A 19,498-nucleotide genomic window follows, 5' to 3' on the forward strand; every position below is an offset into this window, starting at 1 on the left:
TTAGTCCGAGTGAAGGAGTTACCGTGCCGAAAATCATGGACACGATACCAGGCGTCGCGCCTGTTTTGCACGCTGATACGAAGCAAGAAGGCGCAGAGGACTTGCCCAGCGAATTTAATGGCAGAGGTTCGCGCGCATCGCGGATCGCAGCTGGAAAGGCGGCGCGGCAGAGGGTGCCACGCGCCGAACTCGCTGTATGCAAACGCGTGGATCGTGACCCGATTGCTTTGCTCGAGGCATCCAACGTGGGCCGTTTGCCGAATCTCATCCCCATCCGTTACGGCCGCATGCTCACCAGTCCGTTCGCGTTCTATCGCGGCGCAGCAGCCCTGATGGCACATGATCTGTCAGGTTGGCCTCGCACGGATGTCATTGTGCATCTCAGCGGAGACGCCCATCTGGCCAACTTTGGGCTCTTTGCGAGTCCGGAGCGGCGGATACTGTTTGGTCCAAACGATTTCGATGAAACACTGCGTGGCCCCTTTGACTGGGATGTCCGGCGGCTTGCCACGTCCTTTTTGGTGGCCGCGCGCGAGCGGGGCTTTGGCGCGCGCACGCAGCGCGACGTGATACGTCGCTTGTGCTCCACCTTTCGGCAGCGTATCGACGACTTCAGCAAGATGGACACGCTTGACGTGTGGTATTACCAGTTTTCAGCGGACCAGATGCTGGCATTGGCCGACACGCGGGCGGAGCGCAGGAAAGAGCAGACCGTCATCAGCAAGGCTAGAAGCCAGTCGTCTCGCACCGTGGCGAGCCATACGACCGAACCGGTTAACGGGAGGTTGCGCATCAAGGATGAACCGCCACTTGTCTACCACTTTGCCCCAGCCAATCCGCGTGAAGCCAGTCAGTTCGATTCAACGATCCGCCGCTTTATTGCGGAGTACCGGGCAACGCTACTCATGGACCGGCGCGCGCTGTTCGACCGCTACGAACTGGTCGACGTCGCACTACGAGTGGTCGGTGTTGGTTCGGTAGGCACCCGCTGTTATGTCGCGCTGTTCATGGCAGACGGAACGAGTCCGTTGTTCCTGCAGGTCAAGGAAGCGCAGGCCTCGGTGCTGGAGAAATACCTTCCAGCCAGCGAGTTTGCAAACCACGGCGAGCGCGTAGTGACCGGCCAGCGCCTGCTGCAATCAGCCAGCGATATTTTCCTCGGCTGGTCCAGGGCGCGCGTGACGGGCATAGATTTTTACGTGCGGCAGTTGCGCGACATGAAGGGCGCATTCGATTTCAGCACCTTTGAACCCGAAGATCTCAGTGAATACGCGGTATCTTGCGGCCACGCGCTCGCCCACGCAATGGCAAAGGCAGGCGACCCTGCGCTGATTTGCGGATACCTCGGCAAGTCCGAAGCATTCGACGACGCTATCGAGGTGTTCGCGCGAGCGTACGCCGAACAGAACGAGGCTGACTGGTCGGCCCTGAAGGCTGCGGTAAGGGCTGGACGCGTAGCGGCCGCCCAGGGCAGATGATCGCCGTCGAAAATTATGTGCTCACATGGTTTGGGTCGGAAAGAGTCGACGCGCGCTACGTAGTCTTCCCAGTCAGTACTTCGCGTGCCCGAGAAGACCGACCACAGAATGACAGGTCCGCGCTTCGTAAATGGAGACTTGACTGATGGTTCTGATGGCGGCGTTTATCTTACTCATGTTTCTCTATAGCCTCATCGCGAGACGGCTGGAGCGGACCGTTCTCACCGCGCCCATTTTGTTTACCGCGGTCGGAGCGTTCATGGCGTCTTTTCCCGAAACGCTGCACGAATTGGCGCTCGACCAAAAGGACGTGCTGCTGGTTGCGGAACTCGGGCTCGTCATGACGCTTTTCACCGACGCTTCCCGAGTCAGTTTGCGGATGCTGAAGAGCTACACCAGCCTGCCTGTTCGTCTGCTGAGTACAGGCATGTTGCTTACCATCGCGCTGGGTGCGTTGTGTGCCAAGGGTGTTCTCTCGACACTGTCCTGGTGGGAGGCATGTATCGTTGCCGCAATTCTGGCGCCGACGGACGCTGGACTCGGACAGGTAATCGTGAATAGCCCGCTTGTGCCGCAACGGATTCGTCAGGCGCTGAACGTCGAGGCCGGTCTCAACGACGGACTCTCGGTTCCCTTCCTGATGTTCTTCATCGCGTTGGCGGTGGCCCGTGAGGAAAGCGCCGGCAGCGCAATGCTTGCCCACTTTCTGATCCGGCAGCTAGGCTACGGGGCGCTGATCGGACTCGGTATCGGACTGACGGGCGGCTGGCTGCTAGCCCTTGCCCGCCGCAAGGAGTGGATGACCGAACCCGTGGCGCAACTCGGCGTGGTGGCGCTGCCGCTTGCCTGCGTACTGGCGTCGGACGCAACTGGCGCGAGCATGTTCATTGCCGCATTCGTGGCCGGGCTTGCCACTCAGGTGGGCTTCAGCGAGGTGGGAAGACACAGTGTCGAATTCACGGAGGAATGGGGGCAGCTCTTCAATTTTTTCGTCTTCTTCCTCTTTGGTTTGATTGTCACGCGGTTCTGGGCGCAATTCAGCTTTGTCATCATCGCATACAGCGTGCTTAGCCTGACTGTGATACGCATGATTCCGGTAGCGATTGCGCTGGCAGGTACGGGTCTTAGCCGGCCGACCGTCCTGTTCATGGGCTGGTTCGGTCCAAGGGGACTCGCATCCATCGTTCTTGCACTCGTTTATCTCGAGGGCGAAACGGGCTTGCCGGGAGAGCCGACGATCAAGGTCGCAGTCGTTGCGACAGTGCTGCTCAGCATCATGGCGCATGGATTGAGCGCGCTTCACGGCATCAACCGCTATGCGGCCGCTATTGCGCCGCTGGGCGATAGCGCGCCGGAACATCAGGTGGTTGGGCCAAACAGGGAAAGTGGGCAAGAAGCCTGATTTGCTCTCCTTTCGAGAGGCGGTCCGTCTCCGGCTTGATGGTCATATTGCTTCCACAACGATGTTACGAAGGCTGATGCACAAAGCACTTCTGGCTGCTGCTTACAGGAGTGAACGCTTGCCTAAGCGGCACTAACCGCAAAAGCGGCGCAGTTGACGGCCAGCAATAGTGGTTCAATAACTTTTGGCCCCTGGAAGCTGCGGTTAAGCTGGCGCGCTGTTCAAAGGGTAAACGCCAGGCCGCTAACCAAGAAAAAGTGACGAGGATCAAAATAACCCCCTCGTATGCGGCTAAGGTTACTACTAGAAGAAAGCGACATCATGCAGAAAGCGACATCATGCGCATCTGTATCGACGCCGCGACTTTCGACGAGATTTATCAAACGACTTCAGCATTGACGATCACAAAACCGGCACCGTGTTCGGCCTCGAGGTCTGCCTTCCAACCTGGTACGTAAGCGTACGCAATAGCCAGTGAATGCTGCCGCTTCGAGCCCTATCGGAGACATTGGTCATGAAAGCCATTGAGTTCTGCCTGAATCTGGCCTCTTCACTCGTTACCATGCCACCGTCGTACGTTCCAGCATTGTCGATACAAGCGTATGCGTGCGCCACGCAGGTCAGCGCGTTACCATCGTCGCGCTATGCCGGTGACGACCAATACGCTGGGGTTCACATGTTGTCGGGACTGCGCAGTGCTGCTGGAGAGTCAGAATCCGGCCGGAGCCAGCCGATCGCCGGCAGCGGATCACGTTTCGGCATCGTGATGCGGCTCGCAGAAAAAGTCGACAAGCGCATTCGGTGGTTTGGCCGACGTATCAGGGAAAGCCATAGGATTCTGACCGAGGAGACCAGCCTTCGTGAGGCGTTTGAACTGGTTCCGCTGCCGATCGGCGCCATCAGCGCCGATGGCAAGATCGTGTTTGTGAACGCAAAGGCAATCGAGCTGTTCGGATACAGCAATGACGAACTGATCGGCGCGTCCGAGCACCTGCTGTTTCCGCATCTCCGGCCGGATGAAGCGGGCGCAGCGCTGGAGCGTGCTGGCAGTGCGCCAGCTTCATCCGCCCATGCAAGACAACCTCTCATTGCTCGACGTAGTGACGGGCACGAATTTCCCGTGGAAGTGACAACGAGCCGTTGGCGGGGAGAGCGCGGGTTGGCACGGCTTCTCGTGATTGTCGACGGAAGCGGCTGGCACGAGTTTCATCGTAACAGGGAGGAAATGGCTCACCTCACACGCATTTCTGCGCTCGGGGAAATGGCCGGGTCGTTGGCGCACGAGCTGAATCAGCCGCTCACCGCGATTCGCAGTAATGTGCAGGCGGCACAAAGGTTCATCGAGGCGGACCCGATGAATCTCGTCGAGGTACGCGAATGCCTGAGGGATGCCGTGTCCGACAACTGTCGCGCCGGCGAGATCATTCGGCGCATCCGTACGCTAGTCAAGAAAGGCGACGTGGAGTTGCAGTCGATCAGCGTGGGGAGCGTTGCCCGCGACGTAGTGCAGCTTGTGCACACCGACGCGCTCGTTCGCAAGATCCTCGTGACGCTCGACGTCGCGGTAGATCTTCCTGCTGTGCTGGGCGACAAGGTCCAGTTGCAGCAGGTTGTGCTCAACCTCATGCTCAACGGGTTCGATGCGATGCACGACTGTCAGGCCGACGACCGCGTGTTGACGGTGCAGGTCGCGCAAGGCAGTCATGAGACTGTCTGCATCGCGGTCATCGACCGTGGACAAGGGTTGACCGGGGACCAGCTGGACAAGATATTCAAACCGTTTTTTACGTCCAAGCCTCACGGGCTTGGGCTGGGCCTGTCGATTAGCCGCAATATCGTGAATGCTCACGGCGGTCGTCTTTGGGCAGAAAACAATGCAGACCGGGGCGCGTCGTTTTACGTCTCCCTGCCATCGGAGCGCGCGACGGTGTCGAACCGTCCCTGTCAAAAACCATAATGGATCCTGGTCCCGTTATTTTCATCGTAGACGATGATGCCGAAGTGCGGCGCGCATTACGGCGCCTCGTGAGCTCCGCCGGCTATCGGACCGAGGAGTTCGACTGCGCGACCGCGTTTCTGAATGACGCGGACCTGTCGAGTTACCCCGCCTGTCTTCTACTCGACGTGGATCTGCCGGATATGAACGGACTGGAATTACAGCGTCGACTGGACGCGGCACTGCCTATCGTCTTCATTTGTCGGGAAAAGCGACCCACCTGGGGATCTTGTCGAGGCAATCAGGAAGGTCGCTTGCGGCGGCATCGACGAGAGCCTCGCGACGGGAGTACGCTTCGCGGGGAAATTCGACGGGGCCGCAAACACGTTGGCCCATCTGCGCTTGTTCGACCGTGAGATCGACTTGTTTCTCCGAGTCGCATCGGGTCGGCCGATCTCGCTTTGCTCGAAGAGCACGGCATGGGCCTGCGCGCGGTCGTGGGGGCCGACACCCCGGTCGAATCGGAAGCGCTTGAACGGCGTCCGGCCTCGAAGCGGGTATTTCAGCCCAACGGGAGTGGTGCTGTAGAACGAATCGTTGCGTTAAATCGCTGCTTGCCACGCTCGAAAGCAAGTTAAGGCTGCCGTGTGCACGACGGGTAGCGGAAAATGCAGAGACATGAAGAACGTGCGCTACCGACATCGATCCGCCGGTCATCCAACGGCATGAGGCTTGGGAAAACATGATCCAGTCCGCACGTATTGTCGTGTCCCTGCTCTGTCTGGTTCTGGCTCCGCTTGCGAACGCGAATAGCAAACCCATCAGCCGTGATATCGAACTGACCGAGCAAGTCCTCGCTGTTAGCCAGTTGGCGGAGCAGGGGGATGCGCTCGCTCAGGAGCAACTGGGCGTTATCTACGCGGAGGGCCTAGGTGTCACGCGGGACGATGTCCGAGCTGTGTGGTGGTTCCGCAAAGCGGCCGATCAGGGATTGGCTGTCGCGCAGAACAGTCTCGGTGTTATGTACGCGAAGGGCACGGGGGGCGGGAAGAACGAGAACGAAGCGGCGATGTGGTTTCGAAAGGCGGCTGAGCAAGGCTTGGCAGACGCGCAGTTCAACCTGGGCGTCGCTTATGAGACGGGTAGTGGTGTCGTCCAGAATCAGATTGAAGCACTGTACTGGTGGCGGCGAGCGGGCGATCAGGGACTGGCCGACGCGCAAAACAAACTTGCCAATGCGTATAGATTAGGTGAGGGCGTCGGCAAGAATGATGCGCAAGCCATGAAACTGTATCGCCTCGCAGCTGATCAGGGTCTGCCGGTCGCGCAAAACGACCTCGGTTGCATGTATGCATCGGGTGCTGGCGCGCCCAGGGACGATGCCGAAGCGGTGAGCTGGTATCGCAAGGCCGCCGAACAGGGCTATGCCATCGCGCAATACAACTTGGGCGTCATGTACGAGAAAGGCTACGGCGTCGTCAGGAACGACGCTGAAGCAGCGAGGTGGTACCGCAAGTCTGCCGAACAGGGCAATGCCCGGGCATTGGAGGCGATCAGACATCGCGGCGCTCTTTAGTTTTTGTTGAAGATCTGGCGCAGTCGCGGCGCTGGCCGACGGGCCGGATAGCCTTGCGCGTGGAATCGTCGATGATGGAGAATTTGCCTTTGATCTGGCTCAATCGCACCTAGGAGGCTCGAACTATTCTGATAACTCGCACAAGTTCAGCACGAAGCGAAGGAGCGACGTAATGCACAGCACGGGCGGGCGTCTGGGGTATCGACTGCTAAAGAAGTTGCTTGTGGCGACGGCGTTGAGCGCACTGCTTGCAATCGCCATGACATGGGCCGGCTCGATATACGATAACCCGGCCGACGCCTCGATTATGGTTGGCATGGCGGCGCCGGAGTGTGCCGAGGTTCGCGATATGACAGCCGGCTCGCCGGGGCTCGCGGCGCAACCGCAAAGTGAAGTCTGCCAGACATTCTTCGTGTATCGGATCTCAGCACCGGATGCCGCAAATGACCCGGATTCCTACCGGGCATCGATCGTCCAGCATCGGACCGACGAGTTCAGTCAGGTGGTTCCCTACGCATGGCTGCTGTGCTTTACCGTCGTTGGAATCGCAATGACGCTGATGTATGTCTTTCGCGCCGGACTTCGTTGGCACCGGCGTTCCGCGTAACGGCAAAATGCCCATTGTGATTCAAAGCTGGCTGGTGTCTGTGTGTGCCAGGTTAAGGCAGCGTTGCGGATGGCGTGAGTGCTTCGAGCGGCGCGCAGCCCTCGTATATACATTATCCGTTACAGCGCAACCCGTTACTGGCCGTCGCAGAGAATTGCGGTAAGCAAAAAGGGAATCACTTGATGAACGACAGCGCTACTGCCTTCTTCGCGTGCGCGTGATTCCACCTGTTCGTTAGGGCCGCGCACTATAGCTCCATACGCTGAATGGTCAATGGGTTGACCGGTTCCCTGCTCAAATATGGCATCGTCGTGTGCATATCCTAAGACAGCGTAGACGTGAAAACCAAAGGCCGTCAATTTCCTGTCGTGAACCGCTCGAAATGCGTTGATCGAATTCGCTTCGACGTGCATGGGAATTGGCTCGATGTCGTGATTTTCCAGGAGCGGAGCGATAAAGTCATGTGCGCTCAGTTTGCAGTCCAGTTGCGCGTCGAGCGCCTGGGCGCAGGATACATTCGGGCTGAGTCCGGCACTCATCGCAGCGAGCACGGTCACCAGGATGCAAGGTGTAGAAGCCTTCATGAGTCTCTCCACTTCATCCAACCCGCCGCTAGGTGCGAGCGAACGGTATCGGGCACCCGGATGCGAGTGCAAGTTGCTGGCAGTAAAAGTTTGATTGACAGATAGGCGTCGCCGTGGACGTCACACACGTATGTATTTCTAGCCTATCGGCTTTCATCGTTGGGGTCTTGATACAAGTCAGAAAGGATCGGTCTTCAGTGGTGACATACATCTGCCTGCCGACTGGCGGGACCCGGTTCCGAAGTCAGATTTGCACATCGACGATACGTCGTCTCGCGTCATCGTTTGGACGAAGACTTGCGACCATCCTTATGCGGTATGTTGGCAGCTCGTAGTCGAGACGAGGGTTGCGTGACCGTAACGGTCAAGATCATTGATAGCGGCCCTCCAGGCGGCCGAGGCCGCGTTTGCTAGCGATCGCCTGACTGGACCAGCGACGAAGCAGCGGACCCAAGGGTGCGCACCAGCTCAACTTCGAGGTGATGGCATTAGTCGAATGACCGTTCGAATCCGATGGTGTGATACTTGCCCGAGCACAGTTGAGCAACTGGAATCGGAACTCCACAAACCCGGTCGTCCTCGCAATACCTAATGCGCGATCACGAGCAAAAAATGAAGACGACCGTCGAGGCCTTGCCCTTCGTGCAATGTTGACTGGTATCTACGGCGCCTTCAGCGATGCGGCTATCGACGGCCATGCTGGAATGCTGGGGCCGTCTGGGAGACACGCCCGTCGGAAGTGTGTCCATGGGTTGCGCCGGGTGTCGCTCGGCAGTGTTTATGGCTGCAGTTGACTTCGCAGGACGCAGCCAAGGGCGTTTCCACATTTGATACCGCTGACGTGTCAAATCAGGAATCGCGGGACGTTAGAGTATGTCTGCAGCCTCATTTGACAGGTATCAGGTTGCTAAAACCTTTCAGATAAAGCCAGCCGAGCACATGATGTTGGCGGAACCGGCCGCCGAGCCAACCACATGCCCAACTGCCCGCCATGTTGAACAGGCCGATCAGCGCAAGCGCGGTGGCGCCCAGCCCGATCGGCATATGACACAGCGTCAGATACTCGGGCAGATGCGTCGCGATGAACGCGAGCTGAAAGCCGCAGGTGAAGAAGCCGAGCGTCAGCAAGCGGTAGCCGCGATGGCGCATCGCTTGTGACAGAACCTCGCGCAGCGGCGCCGCGGGCGCGTCCTCGAACCGCGCCTGAGCCGTCGCGTGGATCGGCGCACGCCGGTCGAGCACGATGCCGAGCGGCGCGATCAGCAGCATGGCGAAAGCGAGCACGAATAGCGATGTCGCGATGCCCGAATGCAGCCGGATGCCTTGTACGAGCGGCACCATCAGCACCTGTCCGGCGGAGCCGCCGGCGCTGACGAGCCCCATCGCGACGCTGCGCTTCTCCGGCGACGCAACGCGGCCGACCGCTGGCAACACCACGCCGAAGGTCGCGCAGCTCACGCCGATGCCGACCAGCAATCCCATGCCGGTCACCAGCAGCGCACCGCTCGGGGCGACCGCCGACAGCGCGAGGCCGGACGCGAACGTCGAAGCGCCGAACGCGACGACCGGCGCCGAGCCATAGCGATCGGCGGCCGCGCCCGCGAACGGCTGCGCGAAGCCCCACACGAGGTTGTGCAGCGCGATCGCGAAAGCGATCAGCGTGACCGGCAGACCGCGATCGAACGAGAACGGGCCGATGAACAGGCCGAAGGTCTGGCGGATGCCCATCGCGGCGCTCAGGATCAGCGCACCGGCGACGATCACGAGCGTCGTGGTGACGGTCGTCGCCGGAGCGAGGGCGGGGGCGGGTTGCTTGCTATGGGTCGTCGACATGGCGGCTCCTCCTTGGCCACCATCGTCGCAGCCCGCCGCGCAGCGGGCAAAGGAAAAGATTTCGACGACAGGTGAGTGTGGCTCACCTATGCGCTGCTATGTCGTCGTCCGCCGCTGCGTCCGCATGCGCGTCGAAGGCCGCCGCTTCGTCGACGAGCCAACGTTTGAAATCGGCGAGCTCGGGCCGCCGGATCGCGCTGTCCGCATTCTCCGCGCTGACCAGCCAGTAGGCGGTAGTCGATGCGACGGTGGCCGCGCAAGCCTCGACCAGCGCGCCGCTCGCCAGATCGCCGTCGACCAGCGGCTTGCGGCCGAGCGCGACGCCGAGGCCCATGCTGGCCGCCTCGAAGGCAAGCTGGATCGTGTCGACGTGCAAGCCGCCGCCTGTATCGATGCCGCCGGTGCCGGTCGCGTCGAGCCACGCCTGCCAGTCTTCACTCGCGGCGTTCACGTGAATCAGCGTCGCGCGTGGCAGGCTCGGGACGCCGCGCTCGTCGCGCAGCGTTTCCAGATAAGCAGGGCTGCACACGGGCACGAAGCGCTCGCCGAACAGCCGCGTCCATGCCGTGCCGGCGACCGGCGCGCGACTCATGCGGATCGCAAAGTCGAAGCCGTCGACCGGAAAGCCGACCTGGCGACGCGAGGTGTCCACGCTCACGACGACATGCGGCCAGCGCGCGCGAAAACCGGCGAGGCGCGGTAGCAGCCAGCGCGACGCGAAGGTCGGCGCGCAGCTGAGCGCGATCGGCCGATCCGCGCGATGATTGGGCAGACGTTGCGTGCCGATCGCGATCAGCGAAAACGCCTCGGAGACGTACGACAGATAATCCGCGCCAATCGCCGTTAGCGAGATGCCGCGCGGCTCGCGCACGAACAGTTCGACGCCGAGCGCTCCCTCGAGTCCGACGATGCCGTGACTGATCGCGCTCGGCGTGACGTTCAGCTCGGCGGCGGCGAGCTTGAAACTTTGATGCCTGCCGGCCGCTTCGAAAAAGCGAAGCGCGGGCAGGGGTGGCAGACGAAGCGGCATGTGCGTTCCCCAAGGCGCCGCGTCGTGCGTGGCGCGCGTGCCGGGTGGTGTTGGCGGGTGTAACGAACTTGCTGGTTGGCGCAAGCATACCTTGCGCCGGCACCTGGCGAGTGGGTGGTCAAACCGCCGGCAAAATCGCCGCAAAAAGCCGCCGCTGCAAAATCATGGCGAGGCCTGTCGATTTTCCGCGGCCTCGTTCGTCGTCCCTACAGGAAGGGCGGCAAAGCGACGATGCCCGCTCGTCTTCCGTCCGTTTTTCTGACGATTTCTCGCAAGGAGATGACTGATGAACGACGCAAACACTTCGATGCATACGCTGAAACCGGCCCGCGAACTGGCCGACTTGCCCTCGCGCTTTCCCGGCGAGAGCTCCGAATATCGACGCGCGCGCAACGCGTTGCTCGCCGAGGAGATCGAGCTGCGCCGCCAGATCGAGCGTGTCGCCGCGCAGCGTCGCGCGCTGCCGGCGGGCGGCGTCGTGCCGGAGGATTACCGCTTCGACGGCGAAGCGGGCCCGGTCACGCTATCGCAGATGTTCGGCGCGCACGACACGCTCGTGACCTACAACTGGATGTTCGGACCGCAACGCGCGCGGCCGTGCCCGATGTGCACGTCGCTACTGAGCGCGTGGGACGGCGAAATGCCCGATATCCTGCAGCGCGTCGCGTTCGCGGTGATCGGCCGCTCGCCGATCGACAGGCTCGTCGCGTTCAGGCAGGAGCGCGGCTGGCGGCATCTGCGGCTGTATTCGTCGGGCGGCAACACGTTCAATCGCGATTACGCGGCCGAAGATCCCGCCGGCGACGACTTTCCCGCGCTCAACGTATTCACGCGCACGGGCGGCGTCGTGCGGCACTTCTGGGCCGAGGAGATGGGGCCGTCGACGTCGGACCCCGGACAGGACCCGCGCGGCGCGCCCGATCTGATGCCGTTGTGGACGATCCTCGACATGACGCCGGGCGGCCGTGGCACCGACTGGTATCCGAAGCTGGCGTATTGAGCGGCGCTGCCATGGAGCGATCGAGCGCTACGAATGCGTCTGCGCCGCGTGGCTCTGGGCGAGCGAGGTCCACAGAAACGTGCCGACCGCGCTCGCCCGCATCGGCAGGCAGAACAGATAGCCCTGCACCGCGCGCGCGCCGAGCGCCTTCACGACCTGGGCCTGCAACGGTGTTTCGAGTCCTTCCACCACGCATTCGAGCCCGAGGTTGCGGCATAGGTCGATCACGGATTTGATGATCTTCTTCGAGGCGCTATTGGTATCGACGTCGCTCACGAAGCTGCGGTCGATCTTGATCGTGTCGAATGGCAGCCGATGCACGTAGCTGAGGCTCGAATAGCCGGTGCCGAAATCGTCGAGCGACAGCCGGCAGCCGGCCTGCTTCAGCATCGTCATCGCGCTGTGCGCCTGCTCGAAATCGCGCGTCAACGCGGTTTCGGTCATTTCGAACGTCACGCGATGCGGCGACACGCCGCTTGCCGCGACAATGTCGATCAGGCGGCGCGCGCGCGCCGACGTCGAGATATCGATCGCGGACAGGTTGAACGACAGATACAGATCGGCGGGCCAGTGCGCGACCTCGGCGAGCGCCTGGCGCAGCAGCACGTCGGTGATGCCGAGGATCAGCTCGGTCCGCTCTGCAATCCGAATGAATTCCTCCGGCCTGACCATGCCGAGCCGCGCGTTGTGCCATCGACCGAGCGCTTCGAGGCCGATCGGCCGGCGCGTGAGCAGATCGTAGATCGGCTGGAACTCGAGGAACAGTTCCGCTTCGAGGTCCGCATGGCGCAGCTCCTGCGTGACGAGGCTTAGACGCCGCATCTGCGTTTCGTGTTCGGTCGAGAAAATCACCGGCATGCCGCGGCGGTTTTCCTTGCCGACATAGAGCGCGGCGTCGGCGCGTTCGAACACCTGCGCGACCGTCGAGCCCGCGTCGGGAAACGCGGCCCAGCCGATCGTGCCCGACAGCTCCGCGACATTGTCGGCGACTTGATAAGGCTGGCTGAGCGCATCGCAGATACGCTGCCCCAACTCGACCAGCGCTTCGTTCGACACCTTGTGGCGCACGAGCACGCCGAATTCATCGCCGCCCAGACGCGCGAACATCAGGCCCGTTTCGCCGATCAACACGAGCCGCGTGCCGACTTCCTGCAGCACGAGGTCGCCGCTCGCGTGACCGTAAATGTCGTTGACCTGCTTGAAGCCGTCCAGATCGATGAGGCCGACGTTGAAGCCGCCACCGGTTTCGAGCGCCTGCTCCGATATCGCGTTCAGCGCCGCGAAGAAACTGCGCCGGTTCGGCAGGCCGGTCAGACTGTCGATGCTCGCGAGCCGGTAGTTGTCGTCGCTGAGCCGTTGGGTGTTGTGCTGGCTTGCCTGCAGTTCGCGTTGCGCGTGCACCGCGTCTGCAAAGGTGCGCCAGTAAAGCTGGATGACCGCCGCGAGCGCGACGCCGACCAGCGCCATGTCGACGGCCATCGCGAAGAACACCGGCGAGCCGCTCGACACGAGGAAGCCGGAGAAACTCAGGATGACGATGCAAAGCAGCAGAAGTGCGGGCTTGCGCAGATGGATCAGGCAGAACATGCTGCCGACCAGCGTCGTCGCCATATAGAACGCGACCTGCCCCTGCTGGTAAGCGGTGCCGTACGGAAACAGCAGCACCGACCAGCCGCTGAACGCGACGCCGAACACGCCGACGATCCATGTCACGCTGCGCAATTCGCGGACCGCCTGAGCGTCCGTCATCTTATGGTTGCGTTTGCGCCACCAGCGCACGCAGCGAAACACACACAGCGCGCCGAGCGTGCCGGGCACATACATCGACAGCCAGGCCGGCGCGCTGTCCAGATGCGTCGCCGCCACCGCCGCTGTGTTGACGAGCAGGATGAAGTAGAGAAGCGGTACCTGGCGGCGGAACGCGTGCAACTGCGCACGCATCAGCTCCCGGTCACCCTCGGCGACCGACAGTACCCTTTTCAATCTCGCAAGCCAAGCCATCGCCATCCCTTTAACGTTTGCGCGCTAAACGCAGCTGTTTATATCGGCGCGAGGCTGATTAACTTGAGCGCTCAAAGGGGGAACGGAGCATCGCAGTCAAGGGTTCGTGAACCCGGCTGCGCGCTTACGGATAGTCGGGCGGTAAGTACTACCTGGCGGCGCGTGTTGGCGGCGCCGGAACCAGACGTTTGTGCCGGATGCCGATCGCGAGACTCGAGCAAAAGGCGGCCTTCGCGCATGCTCAAAGCGTGGGGCACGACAGCACCCGCTGCGGCCGCATGGCGGTGCCGGGCTGGCCGGCCGGCGCGGGCGTGCCACGCGGCGCGGCCGAGACGAGCCGGACCGCGTCGGCGCCAGCATTCGCGAGCACGTATTTTTCCGGGCTGTCATCGGGCTGCCAGTACGCGCGAAACACGTCGCCGTCGCTGAACACGAGCAGCTTGCCGTGCACGGTTTTTCCGCCGCCAACGAAGTCGACCGGTTCGCCGTCGCGTAGCGAAAAGCTCTGCGCGGCGCTGGAGTTCGTCGCACCGACGAGGGTCGCGCACGCGTTGTCGTCGGCCGCGGCCGCCGCCGACGACAACGCGGCGAGCAGCGCGCATGTTGCAAAGTGGCGAATTCTCACTTCTTTATGTCTTGCCGATAGTTAACTTGTGACATGTGACGCAAATGGCGCGCCCGCGCATCGCGAAAAGGGCTATCGTCATCGGGAAGCCGGCGCGGGATCGCGTAACGCGACCTAAAGTACTGAAATTGCAACGGATTGTGATGCACGGCGAACGCTCATAAGGCGGCGCGCGCGCATAAGCTCGCGATTCTTATGGCAGTTTGGGGCGCAAAAACGTCAAACCCGCGCCTCCGCCTTGATACAAGCCTTACACCAAGGGTTTGCGCGAAGGTGCGCCTATGCGTTAGTGTGTCGGTCCCGGCGCCTCAGATGGCGCCGGTTCCATGATTACCATACGGGAAGTGCTATGAACAAACAGGAACTGATTGATGCAGTCGCCGCAGCGACGGGCGAAAGCAAAGCGGCAACCGGCCAGACCATCGACGCGATCGTCGAGGCAGTGACCAAGGCCGTGGTGAGCGGCGATACGGTGCAACTGGTCGGTTTCGGTTCGTTCTCGACCGGCGCGCGCGCGGCACGCGTGGGGCGCAATCCGTCGACGGGCGAAGAGATCCAGATCGCCGCGGCCAAGACGGTGAAGTTCACCGCAGGCAAGGCGTTCAAGGAAGCCGTCAACGCGTCGTAAGCAACGCGCTTCACGCCGGAGCATTCGCGATGCGCGCCGCAGCCCCGCTGTGAGGCGCGCGTGAGTGATGCGTCGGGCGTGAGGATCACGCGCTGCCCAGCCCGGCCAGGCGATTCGCCGGCAGCTGGTGCGGCGCGTGTGTCTGGCTCCTTGAGCCAGGCGTTCGTGGGCTCGACCGGCTTCGATCGAGTCTAAAGCGGACCCGCCGCGGCCATCGCGATCGGGCGGTCCGTGCGTTGCCCTGTCAGCCCGCGCGACGCTTGCGGGTTGCCTCGGCGAGCGTGGCGAGCACCGGTTCGGTCTGCGCCCAGCTCACGCAGGCATCCGTGATCGACACGCCGTAACGCAACGGCACACCGGCCTTCAGATCCTGACGGCCTTCTTCCAGATGACTTTCGAGCATCACACCGATGATGCGGCGCTCGCGCTCCGACAGTTGCCGCGCGATATCGTCCGCGACCTCGATCTGCCGCAAGTGCGATTTGTTCGAGTTCGCATGCGAGCAGTCGATCATCACCTGCTCGCGCAGACCCGCTGAACTCAGCGCTTCACAGGTCGCCTGCACCGACGCGCTGTCGTAGTTCGGCCCTTTCTTGCCGCCGCGCAGGATCACGTGCGCGTCGTCGTTGCCGCGCGTTTCGAAGATCGCGGCCATGCCCATTTTCGTCATGCCCATGAACGCGTGGCTCGCACGCGCCGCGACGATCGCGTCGGCGGCGATCTGCACGCCGCCGTCGGTGCCGTTCTTGAAGCCGATCGGGCAGCTCAGGCCCGACGCGAGCTGACGATGACTCTGGCTCTCGGTCGTGCGCGCGCCGATCGCACCCCACGCGATCAGATCGGCGATGTATTGCGGGCTCAACAGGTCGAGAAACTCGGTCGCCGTGGGCAGGCCCAGACCGTTGATGTCGAGCAGCAATTGCCGGGCGAGACGCAGGCCTTCGTTGATGCGGAAGCTGCCGTCCAGACGCGGATCGTTGATGTAGCCTTTCCAGCCCACCGTCGTGCGCGGTTTCTCGAAGTACACGCGCATCACGATCAGCAGATCGTCCCGGTAGTGATCGGCGGCGGCCTTCAGCTTGCGCGCGTATTCGATCGCCTGGTCGTGGTCGTGAATCGAACAGGGGCCGACGATCAGCACGAGCCGGTCGTCGCGGCTGTGCAGAATGTCGGCGATTTCGACGCGAGTCTTCTCGACCAGCGACTGCACCGCGGGCGGCACCGGCAGTTCGTCCTGCAGCAGCGCGGGGGAAATCAGCGGACGGACCGCGCCGATGCGCACGTCGTCAATGCGCGTGGTGTCCTGGGTGGCGTCGGCCGAGCCGACTTCCTGATCGTGCAGGGGATTGTCGAGGGCGCTCAAGATGTTCTCCGCAATCGGTTGATGAGGCGGCCTTGCCGCCTGATTATGCGAGCGCCGCCGCGATGAGGGCGTGCGGGCGCCGCGTGGGTTTGACGTGGACCGTGCGGGTTGGGTTACTGCGTGCCTCGGGCGAGGTTTGACGCAAGGTCTTGCGTCGGGCTTGACGCGAAGCCGACGCGACCGCGCACGGATGCGCTGGCGCGATTATGACACCCGCGCCGGCCTCATGGCAGGTGGACCGGCGGGCAGGCGGCGCGGCGGATTCAGAGCTTCTTGAGCAACGCCATCGCGGCGGCCGGATTGCGCTCCTTGAAGCCGCTGATCACATATAGATAGACGTCGCGCGTGGCGGCTTTCGCGGGCGGCTCCGCGCAGGTCTCGAGATCGTCGGGCGTGATGCCCGCGGCGAGCTGGCGCGCGCGTTCGGCCCATGCGTCGAGCGCTTTCGTCGAATAGCCGTTGGCTTGCTTTTCGCTCGTGCCCATGATGCGCGCGTAGACGAACGGCGCGGTGATGTCGGCGATCTGCGGATACTCGCTGTCGGCCGCGAGCACGACCGCGACCTTGTACTTGCGCGCCAGCGCGATGAGTTCCGGTGTCCTGAACGACTCGTGACGAACCTCGACCGCGTGCCGCAGCTTCTGTCCTTCGATGCTCGCGGGCAGCAGCTTCAGAAAGGCCTCGAAATCGTCGGCGTCGAATTTTTTGGTCGGCGCGAACTGCCAGTTGATGGGCCCGAGCTTCTGCTTGAGCAGCAGCACCCCGCTTGCGAAGAATCGCTCGATCGTGTCGCCGGCTTCGGCGAGCACCTTGCGGTTGGTCGCGTAACGCGGCGCCTTTAGCGAGAACACGAAATCGTCGGGCGTCTCCTGATACCACTTCTCATAGCTGGCCGGTTTCTGCAAACCGTAGAACGTGCCGTTGATTTCGATCGACGTCAGATGCCGGCTCGCATATTCGAGTTCGCGGCTTTGCGTCAGGTCTTCCGGATAAAACGGCCCGCGCCACGGCGCATAGGTCCAGCCGCCGATGCCGATGCGAATGCGTGCGGCGGACGTGGATCTGGACGACGTTTCGGTTGATTTTTTCGTTGGCGCTTTCTTTGCGGCTTTCGGTTTGTCGCCGCGTTCTTCGCCAGACTTCTCGCTTCGCTTGTTGCTTTCCTTCGCGCTTGTCGCTGCGGGCACTTGGGCTCTCCTTCCGGCTGCGGCGGGAAAGCTCGTAGATTAGCCGCTTTTCTCGCGGCGCGCGGCGCTGGCTTCGTCGAAACGACGGCTCGCTGCGGCCACTTCCACGCGAAAGCGCTGCAACGCGCCGAGCGCGAGGTCGGGCGGCGTCAGCGCGACCCACAGCACGTCGATCAGCTGATCGGCGGTGGCGTCGATATCGATCTGCCGGTTCGTCAGCGTCGCGTCCCACAGCACGTGCTCCATCGGGCCGAACACCATCGAGCGCAACAGGCGCAGCGGCATGTCGGAGCGAATCTCGCCGCTTTGCTGGCCTTGCGCGAGCACGCGCATCAACGGCGCGGTGTAGCGGCGCTGCAGTTCGGTCAGCGCTTCGCTCAGTTCGTGATGCCGCGTGCGGCCTTCGGACAGCACCAGCGCGCACAGATCGGTGCCATTCACGAGCATCAGCCGCAGATGCATGCGCACGATGAACGCGAACTGCTGGCGCACGTTGCCGTCGCGCGGCAGGCCCGCTTCGATCGCGTCGATGATCTCGTCGTACCAATCGCCGATGACACGAGCGCACAACTCGCGCTTGCCGCGAAAGTAGCTGAACACCGTCGCCTCGGAAACGCCCAGGCGCTGCGCGATTTCCGCAGTCGTCGCGCGTTCGTAGCCCTTTTCGGAGAACACGTCGCGCCCCGCCTGAAGAATCTCCTTCACGCGCTGCTGCGACTTGCGCCCGGCCGGCTGGCGACGCGAGACAGGTAATCCGGCCTTCTCGGCAACCGTCATATGAGTAAAATTCAGATTTTTGATGCGGATTGGGGCTCGAGCTGGCGATTGAACGCTGCGTCTGTGCCCGATGAACGCGATCGTAGCACCGAATCGGCCGGCTGACGCGGGTTTGTAAATTTCTGAGTAACACTCAAAAATACCTATTGACGCTTACGTCAATCTGGCGTGAAATGCGCGTTGACACGCTTTCGCGTGCCGCTTCGCGCTCCACCAGCGGCCGCCCACGAACTCAGGAGACACCGCAATGCCCAATCTGCCCGGTTTGCAGTTCCCGCTCGGCGAAGAGATCGAAATGCTGCGCGACAGCATTGCGTCGTTCGCCGCCAAAGAAATCGCGCCGCGCGCCGGGGAAATCGATCGCACCGATCAGTTCCCGATGGACCTTTGGCGCAAATTCGGCGACCTCGGCGTGCTCGGCATGACGGTTTCCGAAGAGTACGGCGGCGCGAACATGGGCTATACCGCGCACATGGTCGCGATGGAGGAAATTTCGCGTGCGTCGGCATCGGTTGGCCTGTCGTACGGCGCGCATTCGAACCTGTGCGTGAACCAGATTCATCGCAACGGCACCGACGCGCAGAAGCGCAAGTATCTGCCGAAGCTCGTGTCGGGCGAGCACGTCGGCGCGCTCGCGATGAGCGAGCCGAACGCGGGCTCGGACGTGGTCAGCATGAAGCTGCGCGCCCAGAAGAAGGGCGATCGTTACGTGCTGAACGGCACCAAGATGTGGATCACCAACGGCCCCGACTGCGACACCCTGGTCGTCTATGCAAAGACCGATCCCGAAGCGAATTCGCGCGGCATTACCGCGTTCATCGTCGAGAAGGGCATGAAGGGCTTCTCGGTCGCGCAGAAGCTCGACAAGCTCGGCATGCGCGGCTCGCACACCGGCGAGCTGGTGTTCCAGGACGTCGAAGTGCCGGAGGAAAATATCCTTGGGGCATTGAACGGCGGCGTCAACGTGCTAATGAGCGGTCTCGACTACGAACGCGCGGTGCTCGCGGGCGGCCCGACCGGCATCATGGTCGCGGTGATGGACGCGGTCGTGCCGTATATCCACGACCGCAAGCAGTTCGGCCAGTCGATCGGCGAATTCCAGCTGATCCAGGGCAAAGTCGCCGATCTGTACACGACGCTGCAGGCATGCCGCGCGTATCTGTACGCGGTGGGCCGCCAACTCGACACGCTCGGCAACGACCATGTGCGCCAGGTCCGCAAGGACTGCGCGGGCGTGATTCTGTACACGGCCGAAAAGGCGACCTGGATGGCTGGCGAGGCGATCCAGATTCTCGGCGGCAATGGCTATATCAACGAGTATCCGGTCGGTCGTCTGTGGCGCGATGCGAAGCTCTATGAAATTGGCGCGGGCACGAGCGAAATTCGTCGCATGCTGATCGGCCGGGAGCTGTTTGCCGAAACGCTGTGATGCAAGTGCGCGTGAGCCCCCTCAATACGCCGCACTTTGGAG

At 62.2% G+C, this 19,498-nt stretch carries 16 protein-coding genes and 1 pseudogene; 9 read left to right on the forward strand and 8 right to left on the reverse strand.

All coding sequences use genetic code 11. The features are described 5' to 3' along the window. The first annotated feature begins 23 nt into the window (after positions 1-23). The 6 genes from HDG33_RS19200 to HDG33_RS19225 all read left to right on the forward strand — a co-directional run bounded on the left by HDG33_RS19200 (position 24) and on the right by HDG33_RS19225 (position 6,999). Complete coding sequence (locus HDG33_RS19200; RefSeq protein WP_311548346.1) at positions 24-1,478, forward strand: DUF2252 domain-containing protein; 1,455 nt, start codon at positions 24-26, stop codon at positions 1,476-1,478. 145 nt (positions 1,479-1,623) lie between these two features. Then, on the forward strand, positions 1,624-2,880 hold the full coding sequence (locus HDG33_RS19205) for a cation:proton antiporter (RefSeq protein WP_184032137.1): 1,257 nt from the start codon (positions 1,624-1,626) through the stop codon (positions 2,878-2,880). A gap of 514 nt (positions 2,881-3,394) precedes the next feature. Continuing rightward, on the forward strand, positions 3,395-4,837 hold the full coding sequence (locus HDG33_RS19210; RefSeq protein ID WP_184032138.1) for a nitrogen regulation protein NR(II): 1,443 nt from the start codon (positions 3,395-3,397) through the stop codon (positions 4,835-4,837). Continuing rightward, positions 4,837-5,232 (forward strand): response regulator transcription factor, encoded by a 396-nt coding sequence (locus tag HDG33_RS19215; RefSeq protein WP_184032139.1) that lies wholly within the window; start codon positions 4,837-4,839, stop codon positions 5,230-5,232. The genes HDG33_RS19210 and HDG33_RS19215 overlap by 1 nt, the downstream gene beginning before the upstream one ends. 326 nt (positions 5,233-5,558) lie before the next feature. Next, complete coding sequence (locus HDG33_RS19220; protein ID WP_184032140.1) at positions 5,559-6,392, forward strand: tetratricopeptide repeat protein; 834 nt, start codon at positions 5,559-5,561, stop codon at positions 6,390-6,392. 172 nt (positions 6,393-6,564) lie between these two features. Continuing rightward, a complete protein-coding gene (locus tag HDG33_RS19225; RefSeq protein ID WP_184032141.1) occupies positions 6,565-6,999 on the forward strand; it encodes a hypothetical protein in 435 nt (144 codons plus the stop codon). 134 nt (positions 7,000-7,133) lie between these two features. On the opposite strand, the gene HDG33_RS19230 is transcribed toward HDG33_RS19225, so the two are convergent. From HDG33_RS19230 to HDG33_RS19240, 3 genes and pseudogenes are all read right to left on the reverse strand, one after another. Further along, positions 7,134-7,583 (reverse strand): hypothetical protein, encoded by a 450-nt coding sequence (locus HDG33_RS19230; protein ID WP_184032142.1) that lies wholly within the window; start codon positions 7,581-7,583, stop codon positions 7,134-7,136. Between the two features lie 918 nt (positions 7,584-8,501). Further along, positions 8,502-9,416 (reverse strand): annotated as a pseudogene (locus HDG33_RS19235) (MFS transporter); the annotation flags it as partial. A gap of 82 nt (positions 9,417-9,498) precedes the next feature. Further along, positions 9,499-10,446, reverse strand: a complete 948-nt coding sequence (locus tag HDG33_RS19240; RefSeq protein ID WP_184032143.1) for a LysR substrate-binding domain-containing protein — start codon at positions 10,444-10,446, stop codon at positions 9,499-9,501. A 286-nt stretch (positions 10,447-10,732) separates the two neighbouring features. Here HDG33_RS19240 and HDG33_RS19245 point away from each other — a divergent pair, with 286 nt between their 5' ends. Next, a complete protein-coding gene (locus tag HDG33_RS19245) occupies positions 10,733-11,446 on the forward strand; it encodes a DUF899 family protein (protein ID WP_184032144.1) in 714 nt (237 codons plus the stop codon). 27 nt (positions 11,447-11,473) lie between these two features. Here the strand turns inward: HDG33_RS19245 and HDG33_RS19250 are convergent, their stop codons facing one another. Beyond that, on the reverse strand, positions 11,474-13,447 hold the full coding sequence (locus HDG33_RS19250; protein WP_184032145.1) for a bifunctional diguanylate cyclase/phosphodiesterase: 1,974 nt from the start codon (positions 13,445-13,447) through the stop codon (positions 11,474-11,476). Positions 13,448-13,688: 241 nt separating this feature from the next. Next, complete coding sequence (locus HDG33_RS19255) at positions 13,689-14,072, reverse strand: hypothetical protein (protein WP_176078989.1); 384 nt, start codon at positions 14,070-14,072, stop codon at positions 13,689-13,691. Between the two features lie 349 nt (positions 14,073-14,421). On the opposite strand from HDG33_RS19255, the gene HDG33_RS19260 reads away from it, so the two are divergent. Next, the gene (locus tag HDG33_RS19260) at positions 14,422-14,700 is read left to right on the forward strand and encodes an HU family DNA-binding protein (RefSeq protein ID WP_013092091.1); all 279 of its coding nucleotides are present in this window, start codon (positions 14,422-14,424) and stop codon (positions 14,698-14,700) included. A 244-nt stretch (positions 14,701-14,944) separates the two neighbouring features. Here the strand turns inward: HDG33_RS19260 and HDG33_RS19265 are convergent, their stop codons facing one another. The 3 genes from HDG33_RS19265 to HDG33_RS19275 form a co-directional block, all read right to left on the reverse strand. After that, positions 14,945-16,063 (reverse strand): 3-deoxy-7-phosphoheptulonate synthase, encoded by a 1,119-nt coding sequence (locus HDG33_RS19265; protein WP_311539229.1) that lies wholly within the window; start codon positions 16,061-16,063, stop codon positions 14,945-14,947. 263 nt (positions 16,064-16,326) lie between these two features. Further along, positions 16,327-17,250: a DUF72 domain-containing protein gene (locus HDG33_RS19270; protein WP_409259037.1), complete on the reverse strand. Its 924-nt coding sequence runs from the start codon at positions 17,248-17,250 to the stop codon at positions 16,327-16,329. A 39-nt stretch (positions 17,251-17,289) separates the two neighbouring features. Then, on the reverse strand, positions 17,290-18,027 hold the full coding sequence (locus HDG33_RS19275; protein WP_184032146.1) for a TetR/AcrR family transcriptional regulator: 738 nt from the start codon (positions 18,025-18,027) through the stop codon (positions 17,290-17,292). Positions 18,028-18,274: 247 nt separating this feature from the next. Here HDG33_RS19275 and HDG33_RS19280 point away from each other — a divergent pair, with 247 nt between their 5' ends. Beyond that, on the forward strand, positions 18,275-19,456 hold the full coding sequence (locus tag HDG33_RS19280; RefSeq protein WP_018423017.1) for an isovaleryl-CoA dehydrogenase: 1,182 nt from the start codon (positions 18,275-18,277) through the stop codon (positions 19,454-19,456). The last annotated feature ends 42 nt before the right edge of the window (positions 19,457-19,498 follow it).

Origin of the sequence: Paraburkholderia sp. Cpub6, from assembly GCF_014201065.1 — a bacterium.
GTDB lineage: Bacteria > Pseudomonadota > Gammaproteobacteria > Burkholderiales > Burkholderiaceae > Paraburkholderia > Paraburkholderia tuberum.